General features: G+C 38.1%; 14 protein-coding genes. All 14 read left to right on the forward strand.

Annotated elements, in window-relative coordinates; genetic code table 11:
• Nucleotides 1–356: 356 nt before the first annotated feature.
• The 14 genes from ACFE6N_RS18815 to ACFE6N_RS18880 all read left to right on the forward strand — a co-directional run bounded on the left by ACFE6N_RS18815 (nt 357) and on the right by ACFE6N_RS18880 (nt 14,896).
• The gene (locus ACFE6N_RS18815; RefSeq protein ID WP_378938980.1) at nt 357–2,396 is read left to right on the forward strand and encodes a BatA domain-containing protein; all 2,040 of its coding nucleotides are present in this window, start codon (nt 357–359) and stop codon (nt 2,394–2,396) included.
• Complete coding sequence (locus ACFE6N_RS18820) at nt 2,393–3,649, forward strand: dihydroorotase (RefSeq protein ID WP_378938982.1); 1,257 nt, start codon at nt 2,393–2,395, stop codon at nt 3,647–3,649. The genes ACFE6N_RS18815 and ACFE6N_RS18820 overlap by 4 nt, the downstream gene beginning before the upstream one ends.
• A gap of 164 nt (nt 3,650–3,813) precedes the next feature.
• Nucleotides 3,814–4,482, forward strand: a complete 669-nt coding sequence (locus tag ACFE6N_RS18825) for a hypothetical protein (RefSeq protein ID WP_090981974.1) — start codon at nt 3,814–3,816, stop codon at nt 4,480–4,482.
• 13 nt (nt 4,483–4,495) lie between these two features.
• Nucleotides 4,496–5,065 (forward strand): DUF4199 domain-containing protein, encoded by a 570-nt coding sequence (locus tag ACFE6N_RS18830; RefSeq protein WP_090981976.1) that lies wholly within the window; start codon nt 4,496–4,498, stop codon nt 5,063–5,065.
• A gap of 83 nt (nt 5,066–5,148) precedes the next feature.
• Nucleotides 5,149–5,703 (forward strand): zeta toxin family protein, encoded by a 555-nt coding sequence (locus ACFE6N_RS18835; protein ID WP_378938985.1) that lies wholly within the window; start codon nt 5,149–5,151, stop codon nt 5,701–5,703.
• Nucleotides 5,697–5,876 (forward strand): hypothetical protein, encoded by a 180-nt coding sequence (locus ACFE6N_RS18840; RefSeq protein ID WP_378938988.1) that lies wholly within the window; start codon nt 5,697–5,699, stop codon nt 5,874–5,876. The genes ACFE6N_RS18835 and ACFE6N_RS18840 overlap by 7 nt, the downstream gene beginning before the upstream one ends.
• Before the next feature lie 163 nt (nt 5,877–6,039).
• Nucleotides 6,040–6,990 (forward strand): glycosyltransferase family 2 protein, encoded by a 951-nt coding sequence (locus ACFE6N_RS18845; protein ID WP_378938990.1) that lies wholly within the window; start codon nt 6,040–6,042, stop codon nt 6,988–6,990.
• Between the two features lie 80 nt (nt 6,991–7,070).
• Nucleotides 7,071–8,033, forward strand: a complete 963-nt coding sequence (locus ACFE6N_RS18850) for a glycosyltransferase (RefSeq protein ID WP_378938992.1) — start codon at nt 7,071–7,073, stop codon at nt 8,031–8,033.
• A 1-nt stretch (nt 8,034) separates the two neighbouring features.
• Complete coding sequence (locus ACFE6N_RS18855; protein WP_090981985.1) at nt 8,035–8,823, forward strand: hypothetical protein; 789 nt, start codon at nt 8,035–8,037, stop codon at nt 8,821–8,823.
• Between the two features lie 40 nt (nt 8,824–8,863).
• Nucleotides 8,864–10,411 carry a GH3 auxin-responsive promoter family protein gene (locus ACFE6N_RS18860; RefSeq protein WP_378938994.1) on the forward strand — a complete coding sequence of 516 codons (1,548 nt, stop codon included), beginning with the start codon at nt 8,864–8,866 and terminating at the stop codon, nt 10,409–10,411.
• Nucleotides 10,412–10,764: 353 nt separating this feature from the next.
• Entirely contained in the window at nt 10,765–11,925 is a 1,161-nt protein-coding gene (locus ACFE6N_RS18865; RefSeq protein WP_378938996.1) for a 1-deoxy-D-xylulose-5-phosphate reductoisomerase, read from the forward strand.
• A 29-nt stretch (nt 11,926–11,954) separates the two neighbouring features.
• Nucleotides 11,955–13,343, forward strand: coding sequence for an RIP metalloprotease RseP (rseP, locus tag ACFE6N_RS18870; RefSeq protein WP_378938998.1), 1,389 nt, complete (start codon nt 11,955–11,957; stop codon nt 13,341–13,343).
• An 82-nt stretch (nt 13,344–13,425) separates the two neighbouring features.
• Entirely contained in the window at nt 13,426–13,959 is a 534-nt protein-coding gene (hscB, locus tag ACFE6N_RS18875; protein WP_378939001.1) for a Fe-S protein assembly co-chaperone HscB, read from the forward strand.
• 625 nt (nt 13,960–14,584) lie between these two features.
• Entirely contained in the window at nt 14,585–14,896 is a 312-nt protein-coding gene (locus ACFE6N_RS18880; protein WP_378939003.1) for a DUF3817 domain-containing protein, read from the forward strand.
• Nucleotides 14,897–14,909 lie beyond the last annotated feature (13 nt).

A 14,909-nucleotide genomic window follows, 5' to 3' on the forward strand; every position in this document is an offset into this window, starting at 1 on the left:
AGAGCTATAAACAAGAGAAAGTAGTAGATAAATTAACGATCTCAGAAGAGCAAAAAACATACTCACAAATTCAATCTGACAATCAGTAAAAACTAACCAACTGTAAGATTAAGTAGTGGCTATTACATTTTATCCCACCAAACTTCATCTTAAGGGATAGTTTACCCATAAACTCTCGTAAGTGCCGTCATTTCGAGCGGAGTGCAAAGCAGTCGAGAACCACGAAGTGCTCAGCGAAGCTAAATCTATCTTGCTAGATCTCTCCATTCCGCGGTGCTCCAGTCGAGATGACGCAACTTATTAATAAATGCAGAATATTATCCCCAATTCCATATTTTTTCTATCTTTGGTTTTTAATGAATTTCCTTTATCCGGGCTTTCTTTTTGCACTACTATCGGTTGCCATTCCGGTTATCATTCATTTATTCAATTTCAGGAAATTTAAAAAGGTTTATTTCTCTAATGTTCAGCTTTTAAAAGAAGTAGAGCAGCAAAATTCATCAAAAGAAAAACTTAAAAACCTGCTTATTCTTGCATCGCGGATTTTAGCGATCATCTTTTTAGTGCTCGCATTTGCCCAGCCTTACATTCCTGCTCACAACGAAAAAGCTACGGCATTAAACAATATAGTTAGTATTTACATCGATAACTCTTACAGTATGGAAGCCGTTAATAAAGACGGCAGTTTATTGGACGAGGCAAAACGTAGGGCAAAAGAACTGGTTAAAGGTTTCGGAGTGAACGACCGGTTTCAGTTATTAACAAACGATTTTGAAGGGAAACACCAGCGTTTGTTAAATGAAGAAGCATTTTTAAAAGCACTGGATGAGGTGAAAATCTCGGCAACGAGCCGCAATCTCCAGCAGATTTTAAACCGTCAGGAAAATGTTTTATCAGGCGCTGAAAATAAATACAGCTTCTTAATCTCCGATTTTCAAAAAAATATCCTATCCACCAAAAAACTCGAAACCAAAGCCGATATTCAATATTCATTTTTAAAATTGAATGCGAATACCTTAGCCAATGTTGCCGTAGATAGCGTTTGGACACTTTCACCAAATCATCAGCCAGGTGCAAATGAACGTTTAGTAGTACAGCTAAAAAATTATTCGGAAGAAGATGCAAAAAATATTCCCTTAAAACTAAGCATTAACAACCAGCAAAAAGGATTGGGTTCTGTAACCATTCCTGCGGGTAAAACAGTGAAAGATACCCTGAATTTCTCGGGACTTAACGCTGGGTGGCAAAAAGGTATAGTGAGTATTAAAGATTTTCCCGTAACCTTTGATGATACCCTTTCATTCAGCTTTAAAGTGGATAAAAGTTTCCCGGTTTTAAGTATTAACGGACCTGCTGCGGGTAGTTATATCAAATCCTTATTTGCGGCTGACGCATACTACAAATTAGCTGAAAATGCAGAAAGCAACATCAACTATAGCAATTTTACCAATTTTGGCTTAATTGTATTGAATGGATTGAAAAATCCTTCCAGCGGACTGGCACAACAGCTAAGAACCTATCTCAAAGCAGGGGGTACAGTTGTGCTTTTTCCAGATTTGGATGCCGATATCCAAACTTATAATTCATTTTTAAGTGTATTGTCGCTTCCCACCATTCAGGGGCTAAATACTACCCCAAGTAGAGTTGATCAGATTGATCTTCAAAATCCAATTTTCAAGACTGTTTTTGAAGAAATTCCTAAAAATCTGGATCTACCAACGGTTTCGCGTTATTATTCTTTTGTGGAGAAAAACACATCCAATAAAGAAGATATCATGTCATTGGCGGGTAGAAGAATTTTTTTTGCTAAATATGGAATAGGGAATGGGCAGATTTATTTGTCGGCCACCGGTTTGAATGCCAATGACGGAAATCTGGCACGTCATCCGGTTTTTGTACCGTTAATTTATCGCTTAGCCCTAAGTGGGGGGAATGAAATACCACTCTATTATCATATTGGTAATGATAATACATTAGCCAGTAAAAGAATTGCGATAGGCAAAAACCAGAGTTTAAAAATTACGGCCGATCATTTCGAAGCCATACCTGAGATACGCCAGGTAGATGGAAAAACATTGATCTATATCGCCGATCAGGTTAAAAATGCAGGCTTTTATAACTTGAAACTTGCTGATTCGCTGCTTGCTGTTTATAGTTTTAACAATGGCCGGACCGAATCTGATTTACATTACCTAAGCAAAACAGAATTGGAGCAATTAGCCGGTAAAAGTAACCTGAAAATATTCGATACCGATAAGGATGCTGTTAAATTAATTGCCGGTGGCAATAAAATCGGACAAACTTTATGGAAACTTTGTCTAATTTTGTCGCTGATTTTTATTGCAGCAGAAATTTTGCTCATCCGATTTTTTAATAACACAAAGAAAACAATATGAATCTCCTGGTTAAAAATGTAACCATTGCCGATCCGCAAAGTAAATTCAATAGTCAACAATGCGATGTAAGAGTAGAAAATGGTAAGATCACGAACATAGGTAAATTATCTGCCGATAAAAATGAAACCGTTTTTGATGCTCAGGGTGCTTTTTTAACACCAGGGTTTTTCGATTTAAATTGTGCCGCAGGAGATCCGGGCTTTGAAACGAAGGAAGATCTTGATACGTTAACACAAACGGCGAAAGCCGGTGGATTTACAGGATTGGCCCTGTTACCGCAAACCAATCCGGTTGTACAGTCGAAATCTCAGGTCGAATATATCGTTAACAAGGCCAAAAATAATCTGGTTGATGTTTTTCCGGTTGGAGCCATTAGTCAGAACCGTGAGGCCAAAGAACTGGCTGAACTTTTCGATATGCAACAGGCGGGTGCTGTAGCCTTCTCTGATGGGGATAAAGCCCTGCAGGATGATGGTTTTATGAGCAGAGCCTTACAATATGCCAAAGGTTTTGATGCATTGTTAATGGTTTATCCCGAAAATAAATCAATTGCAGGTAAATCGCAGATCAACGAAAGTAAAAATTCAGTGCTGCTGGGGATGAAAGGTTTGCCGGCATTGGCCGAGGAAATGCACATTGCACGCGATATTTTTTTAGCAGGCTATAACGAGACCAAAATCCATATCAGCAATATTTCAACCGCAGGTGCAGTTGCTTTAATCCGTAAAGCAAAAAAAGATGGTGTTCAGGTTTCATGCGATGTAACGGCACATCACCTCGTATTTACAGAAGAACTTTTAAGCGATTTTGATAGCAATTATAAGGTTAAACCACCCTTGCGTGGAAAAGCTGATGTAAAGGCATTAATTGCAGGTTTAAAAGACGGAACCATTGATGCAATTACTTCCCAGCACCGCCCGGAGGAAATAGAATTTAAAAATGTAGAGTTCGAAATTGCCCATTACGGTATTGTGGCCCTACAAACGGTGTTGCCGTTGTTGTTAAAAGCTGGATTGGATATTGCTTTAATTGCCGAAAAATTAGCCATTAATCCGCGCAAATTGTTAAATTTAACAGTGCCGGTAATTGAAGAAGGGGCGTCAGCTAACTTCACGGTTTTTAATGCAAGCGAAAAATGGCTGTATAATGCAGCCAGTAATTATTCCAAATCGGCAAATAGTCCGCTGTTAGGTAGCGAGCTTACGGGTAAGGTAAAGCTGGTTTGTAACAATGATCAATACTGGGAGAGTTAAGGTTGAAGGTTAGAAAGTTGAGGACAAAAGGTTTTTAATGATCTCTCAAAAGATATAGTAAAAAAAAATTGGTAAATTAACAGGTTATAAGGACTTAGACTGAAGCAAGAAATGATAATTTTGTTGTTCAGGTCATACAATCTTATCATCCTAAAATCTTAATCATGGATAATAGAGTAAAAAAAGCATTAAGTGCTTCAATTAATAAATATGCTGAGATTTCGGCAATCAATGTTGAAGGTTTTGAAACAGAATTATTGTCTGCTTTTGAACTGGATGTTAACTTTTTAGATAAGGCTACCGCTTTTGATGCTGTTTTTGATTCGCATCCAAAATTTGAAGAGCTGAGAGAAGTATTTTTCGATTTACTGATGGTAAATTTCTTCAGCAGCGACGTGCAAAAACTGGAAGATGATTATTTGGAAAGCGATGAATGGGCCAATATTGAAGAGGAAACCATTGACAGGGGAACCGAACTTTTAAATCTCTTGTTATATATTAAAGAGTGCAAGGATGAAGATTTGGATCCTGAACTGGGTGATTTCCTGAAAGAATTTTTGTTGGTAGAAGACGATGAATTTCAGGATGAGTTTGAGATTTACGAAGAGCTGATCAGCAACCAGCAACTGGCCGAGAGCAGTGTAGAAGAGATCTGTAAAACGGCTGCAAAATTAAATATCAGCGAAGAAATGCAGGAATTGTTCGTGCCTTTTATGGTTTTCTTCCTGGATGTTGAAGGCAGTAAGGAAACTGAAAAAGAATTAATTCAGTTTAGCCGTAACAAAGCTTTCGACGCTGCATCTTATACATTGATCACAACAATCAATAACTAAAAAATTAAAAAAAATGGACAAGAGTGCTCTTATTTCCAAATTAGCTTTAAAAAATGGATTAATGTTGGCTGCGGTTTCAATCGTATTATCACTAACCCTGCATTTTATCGATCCCGTTTTAATTTACACCAGTTTTATGGCGCAAATATTAATATTTGTTTTATTTATCGTCTTATTGGTAGTAGTAGGGATTAACATTCGTAAAGAAATTGGTGGTTTTTGGACATTTGGAGAAGCTTTCAAAGCTTTTTTGATTGTTTCGTTAATTTTGGCATTAACGGCTACACTTTACAACGTAGTACTCATGAAATTTATTGATCCAGATCTTCCGGCGAAGGCTGCAGATGCGATTGAAACTGCGCAAAGAGCGATGATGGAAAAATTTGGAATGGCCAGTGAACAAATTGATGAAGCGATGGCCAAAGCCGGCAATATGCAGGAAAAACTTGAGCCTACCTTTAAAAATATATTTACCAGTTTTGGCGTTTCACTTGCCTTATATGGTGTGCTTTCGCTCATACTTGCCGCTATTTTGAAAAGAAAAGAACCAGTTACCTTTAACTCGTTTCCAAAAGAAGACTAATTTCTTCTCTAAAATTTTGAAAGTGCAGGTTTTATCATTATTTTGATGAAATCTGCACTTTTTAGTTTAACTAGCTACTGGTAATGCATCATTTATATATTATTTCGGGTTGTAATGGAGCTGGTAAAACAACGGCATCATTTACTGTCCTCCCTGAAATTCTTGATTGTAGGGAATTTGTGAATGCCGATGAAATCGCCCGTGGAATATCTCCGTTTAAGCCTGAAAGCGTAGCCATTCAGGCAGGAAAAATTATGCTGAACCGGATTGATGAGCTGCTATTGCAAAAAGCAGATTTTGCTATTGAAACTACGCTCACTACTAAATCTTACTTAAATACAATTAAAAAAGCAAAGGCTTTAGGTTATCAGGTAACGCTTTTATTTTTCTGGCTAAATGATGTAGAACTTGCTATTGAAAGGGTTAAAATGAGGGTGTCTGAAGGTGGACATGATATCCCTGAAGATGTAATCAGAAGAAGGTATAATAAAGGAATACAAAATTTACAGCAGTTTATCAAAACTGTTGATTTTTGGTTTGTACTAAATAATTCGAAAAAATCGCTTCAGTTTATAGCGGAGGGTAATAAATTTGAAATCACTATCTTTGAAAAAGAAAGTTGGATAAAATTATGTTAAAAATCATGGATGATAAGCAGATCACGCTTCAATTATTACATAGAAAAATAAGTGAAGGTATGGAATTAACTTTCAAAAAATTGATCGCGTATAAAGCGAAAAACGATGGCGTTTTGGTTTTTTCCGATCAGGGAAAAATTATAAAAGTAAAAGCCAAAGACATTAAATTATAATCAAATCAAAAAAATTCAACGTGCAGGTTTTGTCAATTAATTTGATGAAATTTGCACGTTTTAATTTAACAAACCTCGCAGGTTTCTAAACGGCGTAGCCCTCAATGAGACTGTTGAAAACAACATAAAAAACGAATTAAACCTGTGAGGTTTATGCTTAAAAATGGATATATCAGTTGTAGTACCCTTGTTTAATGAAGATGAATCCTTGCCGGAATTAACGGCCTGGATTGATAAAGTGATGATCGCCAATAATTTCAGTTATGAAATTATACTTGTTGATGATGGTAGCACCGATAGATCCTGGGCTGTAATTGAAGATTTGAGACTTCAAAATCCTGCCATAAAAGGCATTAAATTTAGGCGTAATTACGGTAAATCTGCCGCTTTAAATGTTGGTTTCGAAGCTACACAGGGTGATGTGGTGATTACCATGGATGCAGACCTGCAGGATAGTCCTGATGAAATTCCGGAGTTGTACCGACGTATTAAAGAAGAAAAACTGGACCTGATTTCAGGCTGGAAAAAGAAACGCTACGATCCGATTACGAAAACCATTCCCACGAAACTCTTTAACGCGGCTACCCGTAAAATGAGCGGTATCGAACTGAACGATTTTAACTGTGGCTTAAAGGCTTACCGGAGTGATGTAATTAAAACTATCGAAGTTTATGGTGAAATGCACCGTTATATCCCCGTTATTGCCAAATGGGCGGGATTTAGCAAAATAGCAGAGCAGGTGGTTGAACACCGTGCACGTAAATATGGCACAACCAAATTTGGTTTCAGCAGGTTTATAAACGGCTTCTTAGATTTACTTTCTATTTTCTTTGTGGGTAAATTCGGCAAGCGCCCAATGCACTTTTTTGGGTCGTTAGGGGTGTTGAGTTTTCTTATTGGTACTTTTATGGCACTATGGATGATCGGTGAAAAACTCTATCACCTTGCTGCACATATTCCTTACAAAAGAGAAATTACTGACCAACCGTTATTTTATATTGCGTTGGTGGCTATTATTGTAGGCTCGCAAATGTTTTTGACAGGTTTTGTGGCCGAACTGGTAACCCGTAACGCTCCAGAAAGAAACCAGTATTTGATAGAAAAGAAGGTATAAGGCGAAAGGTCTAAGGCGTAAGGTTTTTTATACGCCCTAAGCCCTAAACCTTCAACCTTCTACCCTTTACCTCTATAAACATGTTTTTCTCCATTATCATTCCCCTTTATAATCGTCCACAGGAAATTGACGAACTTTTATACACTTTAACTAAACAGACTTATTTACAGTTTGAGGTTTTGGTAATTGAGGATGGCTCTAAAAACGATGCGAAGGAAATCGTTGCTTCTTATGCAGATCGACTGGATGTTAAATACTATTTCAAGGAGAATGCCGGACAGGGTTTTGCCCGTAATTTTGGCTTTGAAAGAGCTAAAGGCGATTACTTTGTTATTTTTGACTCTGACATTCTGGTTCCGGCCAATTACTTAGAGATTGTTAAAAATTATCTGTACGAACATCATTTAGACGCCTATGGTGGCCCGGATGCAGCGCATGATAGTTTTACACCTGTACAGAAAGCAATCAGTTATGCCATGACATCGCCTTTCACCACTGGTGGCATCCGTGGAAACAAACAACATGTAGGGCAGTTCCATCCCCGCAGTTTTAACATGGGCGTTTCGCGCCAGGCCTGGGAAAAAGTAGGCGGGTTTATTTTAACGCGTTTAGGCGAAGATATTGAATACAGTATCCGCATACACGAGAAAGGTTTTAAGATTGGTTTGATTCCCGATGCAAAGGTTTATCATAAGCGCCGCACCAGCTTTAGCCAGTTTTATAAACAACTGCATTTTTTTGGCAGGGCCAGGATTAATATATATAAACATTTTCCAAAAGAGTTAAAGCTCGTTCATTTTTTTCCTGCCTTTTTTACATTGGGGTTTGGTTTCACTATTTTGTGTAACTTTATATATCCTCCATTGGCATATGTTTGTAACTTCTTCTTATTGGTTTACTTTATGTTGATATTTTTTCATTCATGGTCTGTAAATAAATCGTTAAAAGTTGCATTTTTGAGCATTATATCCTCATTTATCCAATTAACTGCTTATGGTTTAGGGTTTATACAGGATTTATTTAAACGTGTGGTATTCAAATAACATGATCAATTATTTAAAAGAAAGTACTTTTGCCGTTAATGATGTGATGCAAAAAGCATGGGGCATCACCAGAAAACACTATTTCTCAATTGCTACATTATGTTTTTTGATGTTTATTACCGCCAGTGCATCAAGTTTAATGGCCTTTTTTATTAAGGATGTGAGCAAAGCTTTAAGCGTGATCATGGTGATTATTTTCGTTCTGCTTTATTTTACTATCAATCTCTCATTGTTTAAGTATATCTTTCATTTAATGGATGATGAGGAAAACGATGTGAAGATTGTTGATACACTCCCAACCAGACAGCAGATTATCAGGTTTCTGATCGCTACCCTTTATTTTGTAGGCTGTATCCTTGGTGTTTATCTGGTTGTCATTCTGGTCGCTTTTCCATTTATTTATACCGGGATTAATTTATCGATCGTTAAAAATGTAGCCATCTCGGTAGGGATCATTGCCATTTTCATCACCTGGTTAAGGATTTCATTTTTTCCGTTTTTTATTATCGATAAAGGTGCAACACCATTTGATTCGATCAAATTAAGTTTGGCTACCACCAAAGGAAATTTCACTAAGATATTACTGCTATTGGTTGTTTTGGGTGGTGGATATTTAATTTACCTGTTATTAAATTACCTGCAATGGCCTTTAATCGCCTTTATTGTAAATATTTTAAGTTCATTCATTATTGTTCCATTATCAAGTGTGGCTTTAACCGTTGCATACCGTAAAATTTCAAGTGAGTATAAAGGCGATCAGCATCCTGATATTTTACATAATATAGTTTAATCCCCAGCCCCTGAAGGGGAGTTAAAATCAGATTAAATTTATGGAAAAAGAAAATAACGGTAGAAGGGAAAAATCCTCTTCAGGGGGCTGGGGGCTTAAAGCAGCGTTAAGTAAACCCTTTGCGGCATTTGCAGTCTGGCAGATCAACAAATGGAAATATAATGCCGTTAATGCTCAAAATGATATATTAAAGCGGCTGGTTAAAGCCGCCGAAAATACAGCTTTCGGGAAAGATCATCATTTTAATGATATCAAAACCTATGCTGACTTTAAAAAACATGTGCCGATTCATGATTATGAAGGTTTAAAGCCTTATGTAGACCGTGTTGTGGCCGGAGAGGCTGATGTGCTTTGGAAAGGTAAACCACTTTATTTTGCTAAAACATCAGGTACTACATCAGGTGTCAAATATATCCCGCTATCTAAAGAATCGATGCCTGAGCATATCAAAGCTGCGCGAAATGCCATTTTAACTTATATCAACGAAACGGGAAAGGCTGATTTTGTAAACGGAAAGATGATCTTTTTACAAGGGAGTCCGGTGTTGAATGTAAAAAATGGAATTAATGTAGGTCGTTTATCTGGCATTGTGGCCCACCACGTACCAGCTTATCTGCAAAAGAACCGGTTGCCTTCTTATGAAACCAATATCATTGACGATTGGGAACAAAAGGTAGATGCCATTGTGGAGGAAACCATCAATGAGAACATGACTTTGATTTCAGGCATTCCGCCCTGGGTACAGATGTATTTCGATAAGCTTTCGGAAAAATCCGGAGGAAAGAAAATTTCCGAAATATTCAGGAATTTTAGTCTCTTTATTTATGGTGGTGTAAATTTTGAACCTTACCGGGCAAAAATTGAGCAGAGTATCGGTAGGAAAATTGATGCCATCGAAACCTATCCGGCTTCAGAAGGATTCATCGCTTATCAGGATTCGCAGAAAGATAAAGGTTTATTGTTATTGGCTGATGCTGGTATTTTTTACGAATTTGTACCAACTGATGAATATTATAATGATCATCCAACACGGTTATCGCTTGGTGAAGTTGAACTGGATACCAATTATGCATTAATTTTAAATACCAATGCAGGATTATGGGGCTACAGTATTGGTGACACCGTTAAGTTTGTTTCTAAAAACCCTTACAAAATTGTGGTAACAGGGCGGATTAAACATTTTATTTCTGCTTTTGGCGAACATGTAATAGGAGAAGAGGTAGAACAGGCTATTTTAAGCGTAGCTAATGAAGAGCAGGTAGAAATTACAGAATTTACAGTAGCGCCACAGGTTAATCCGGAAGCAGGGCAATTGCCTTATCACGAATGGTTTGTGGAATTTTCATCTGCACCAAAAGATCTCGCTTCCTTTAGCAAAAAGGTGGATGAGGCTTTGCAAAAGAAAAATATTTATTACTTTGACCTCATTGAAGGAAATATATTGCAGCCGTTGATTATACGTACTTTGCAAAAAGATGCCTTTGTAAACTATATGAAAAGTGAGGGAAAATTAGGCGGACAAAATAAAGTACCGCGGTTGAGTAATGACAGGAAGTTGGCGAAAGGGTTGGAGCGGTATATTGTTTAAAGAATCCGTCATTGTGAGGAGGAATGACGAAGCAATCTTTTTTGTAATAATAGCTTACGATAGATTGTCATTTCGAATGCAATGCAACGCAGTGGAGAACCCGAAGGTTCAGCGAAGCCAAATCTGTTTACACGGATTTAAAGTTTCAGTTCGCGCCCTTACGAAACGAAATTATAATGGTTTGTGAGGACACAAACCATGGCAGAATAAAATAAAGCTTAATTGATTTAAGCAAAACGGTATTAATAATTTGAAAAGAATAACTGATCGCCGCGGTTCGTGTTCTCAAGAAACGAAACTATAATGGTTCGTGAGGACACGAACTATGGCAACTGTAACGATATTAAAAAGATTTGAAAAGAATAACCATATTAGGTTCTACAGGGAGCATAGGTACACAAGCTTTGGAAGTGGTCAGGGATCATCCTGGAGTTTTTAAAGTAGCGGTGTTATCAGCACTGAAGAATTCTTTATTACTCATTCAGCAAGCAAAGGAATTTAAGCCTGCAGTTGTTGTAATTTGTGATGAAAGCAAATACAACGAAGTTAAAGAGGCTTTGCATGGCCTTAATATAATAGTTTTGGCAGGCGAAGCCGCTTTGTCCGAAGTTGCGGCTTATCCGGATAGCGATGTTGTACTTACGGCATTGATGGGGTCGGTAGGGCTTAAACCTACTATCGCAGCTATAACAGCGGGAAAAAATATCGCGCTAGCGAATAAGGAAACCCTGGTGGTTGCAGGCGAACTGATTACCCAACTCGCAGCTGAACACCAGGTTAAAATTTTACCGGTTGATTCGGAGCATTCGGCCATATTTCAATGTTTGGCGGGGGAGGAACAAAATGAAATCGAGAAGATTTATTTAACCGCATCTGGAGGGCCATTTTTAGGTAAAACAAAGGGTTTTTTATCCACTGTAAAAAAAGAGCAGGCCTTAAAACATCCCAACTGGGTAATGGGTGCAAAAATTACGATCGATTCTGCATCGTTGATGAACAAAGGTCTGGAGGTAATTGAAGCTAAATGGCTGTTTAATCTCGAGGTAGATCAAGTTGATGTAATTGTTCATCCTCAATCAATCATTCACTCCATCGTTCAGTTTACCGATGGTTCTATGAAAGCCCAGATGGGCGTCCCTGATATGAAACTGCCGATCCAGTACGCATTAAATTATCCCGATAGGCTAAAAAACAATTTTAAGCGTTTTAATTTCTTAGATTATCCGACTTTCAGCTTTGAAAAGGCAGATATGGAAACATTCAGGAATCTGAACCTGGCATTTGCTTCCTTAAGAAAGGGAGGGAACATGCCCTGTATTTTAAATGCGGCGAACGAAATTGTGGTCGCGGCATTTTTGGAAGATAAAATCGGTTTCCTCCAGATGAGTGATGTAATTGAACAGTGTATGGAAGAAATCGGTTTTATAGAGAAACCACAATTGAACGATTTTTTAGAAACTGACAAACATAGCCGTATCTTAGCCGGCAGATTAGTAACAAAAAGTAAGGTTTAACATCTAACATAAAAATTTTATAAGCGAATATGAACGGATTGATTATGGCGGGGCAACTGCTGCTTGGATTGTCTTTATTGGTAATATTACACGAATTAGGACATTTCTTGGCAGCCAGAGCATTTGGTATTAAAGTAGAAAAGTTTTATTTATTTTTTGATGCGTGGGGTTTTAAACTTTTCAGTTTCAAAAAAGGTGATGTTGAATATGGGGTGGGGTGGTTGCCACTTGGCGGATATGTGAAGATTGCCGGGATGATTGATGAGAGTATGGATACCGAACAGATGGCGCAGCCTGCACAACCTTGGGAGTTTCGTTCTAAACCAGCCTGGCAGCGTTTAATCGTAATGCTTGGGGGAATTATCGTAAACGTAATTGTAGGTATTTTTATCTTTTGGATGCTAACCTTCAACATCGGGCAAAATTATACGGTCAACAGTAAACTCAATGATGGTATTTCTGTAGGCACAATTGGTAAGGAAATCGGTCTGAAAAACGGAGATAAGATTTTAGCCATCAATGGCAATAAACTCATCCGCTTTGAAGACGCGATATCAAGCAAGGTATTGTTTGATGGGGCACAATTAACTATTTTGAGAGATAATAAAACCCTTTATATCTCCGTGCCGGATACCATTCTAAATAAAATATCTAAAAATGATAAAGAAAATTTTATCGCTCCAAGGTATACCATGGAGCGTGTGGAAAAGGTAAGTGCACCTGATGAGAAAGCAGATAAGCCATCATTTTTTGATAATTTATTTGGGAAAAAATTCGAGAAGCCTGTATATCCGGCATATACTGCTGGTATTAAACCAGGTGATAGTATTTTAGCTGTGAATGGAAAACCAATCACTTTTTTTGATCAGTTTAAAGAAGAAGTTTCTGCGAATAAGTTAAAACCCATTACGGTTAAAGCCTTGCGCAAAGGAAAAGAAATCACTTTCAATCTTAAAGTAAGTAAAGAGGGTACGATCGGAATTATTCCTAACCTGAAAATGCCTGAAACTGCACATGTAGATTTTGGCTTTATAGAATCGCTTCCGGTAGGCGCTAACATGGCCTGGAGTACGTTTGTAGACAATGCTAAAGGTATCGGAAAAATGATTACCGGTAAATTGAGTGCACGTAACATCAGCAGTCCGATCGGTATTGCAAAAGTATATGGCAGCACTTTCGACTGGGTTAAATTCTGGACACTGACAGGATTGATCTCCATGGCGCTGGCATTTATGAATTTACTGCCTATCCCAGGCTTGGATGGTGGTCATGTAGTGTTTCTTTTGATCGAAATGGTACAGCGTAAGCCTGTAAGCGAAAAGGTGCTTGAAAGGGCTCAGATTGTGGGTTTCGTTATCCTGATCTGTCTAATGGTATTTGCCTTCGGTAATGATATTTTAAAATCTTTCGGTAAGTAAAAGCAAATTTATATTATTGCCGCAGATGCGCAGGTCTTTTAGTTGATCTGTACATCTGCGGCTTTTTAATTTAACATACATCATGAGTGTAGCAGCATCAGGTATTAATTATTTCGATTTTTACGAATTACCAATTCAATTTTTTCCAGATCAAAATATAGTAAAAGCAAAGTTTTATGCTTTGAGCAAACAGTTTCATCCTGATTTTTATGCCAATGAAAGCGAAGAAAAGCAGCAGGAAGTACTGGAATTATCTACATTGAATAATAAGGCTTATCAAACGCTCAGCAATGCTAAGAAACGCTTAAAGTACGTATTGGAATTGAAGGGTATCGTAGCAGCTGATGAATCCTATCAACTGCCGCAATCTTTTCTAATGGAAATGATGGATATTAATGAGGCTTTAATGGATTTGGAATTTGAGCCGGATACAGACAAGCGCACGAAGGTAAAACTTGATGTTGAGACGATAGAAAAAGATTTAAGTAATGAGCTACAGGAGCTGACGGAGCAGTTCGACAGCAATCCAAAAGAAGCTGATGCGCTATTGCCTGCTATCAAAGATAATTTCTACCGGCAAAAATACATTGACAGGATCAGGGAGAAATTGGCTTAACAGATGAGTGAAAAGTCGGGGGTCTGGGGTCCGAAGTCCGAAGATATGTTGTAATAGTCAGTTGACGGGCTTGGTGTTCTCGGCGCTTTCACATAGTGTGCTCGGTGGTAGAAAGATTGGATTGGTCTGAAAAGTCCGGGGTCGGAGGACGGAAGTCCGAAGATGTGTTGTAATAGCCAGATGAAGCGCTCAGTGTTCTCTGTGCCTTCACTTAGTGTGCTCGGTGGTAAAAGATTGGATTGGTCTGAGAAGTCCGGGGTCTGGGGTCCGAAGTCCGAAGATATGTTGTAATAGCCGGATGACGGGCCCAGTGTTCTCTGCGCCTTCACTTAATGTGCTCGGTGGTAAAAGATGGGGGTGGTCTGAAAGTCCGGGGTCTGGGGTGCGATTTCCGAAGATTTGGTGTAATAACAGGAAAATGCGCTTGGTGTTTTTGCTTTAACTCTTTGATCGTTGTGGTTAATATAGAATTGATACTCAACCGAGTTTCGGAAAGGTGATCGTCTAAACCCTAAACCTTCTGCCTTAAAACCCTCAACCTCATGAAACACTCTATTGTAAAATCATTTTTTACTTTTTGTTAGACAAAAGCTTTGTTTTATTTTCGGAACAAACAATCAGATCAATGAACAGCTCCCTTTCTATTTTTCGCAAAGTAGCCGTGGCAGAAGGAATATCATACCTGCTTTTATTATTTGTAGCCATGCCGATCAAATATCTTCTTCATTATAAAGAAGTAGTTAAATATACGGGCTGGATGCACGGTATTTTATTTATAGCCTACATTGCCTGCCTGATTTTGGCCTGGCAGGAGCAAAAATGGAAGTTTGGTAAAGGAACCCTAATTTTTTTGGCCTCCTTGTTGCCGTTTGCCCCTTTTATTGTAGATCGTAAGCTGAAAGACGAACGGCCGGAAAATGTAAACGGCATAAAGTAAAATAGTTATAGAT

The organism is Pedobacter sp. BG31 (assembly GCF_042464845.1).
Classification (GTDB): domain Bacteria; phylum Bacteroidota; class Bacteroidia; order Sphingobacteriales; family Sphingobacteriaceae; genus Pedobacter; species Pedobacter suwonensis.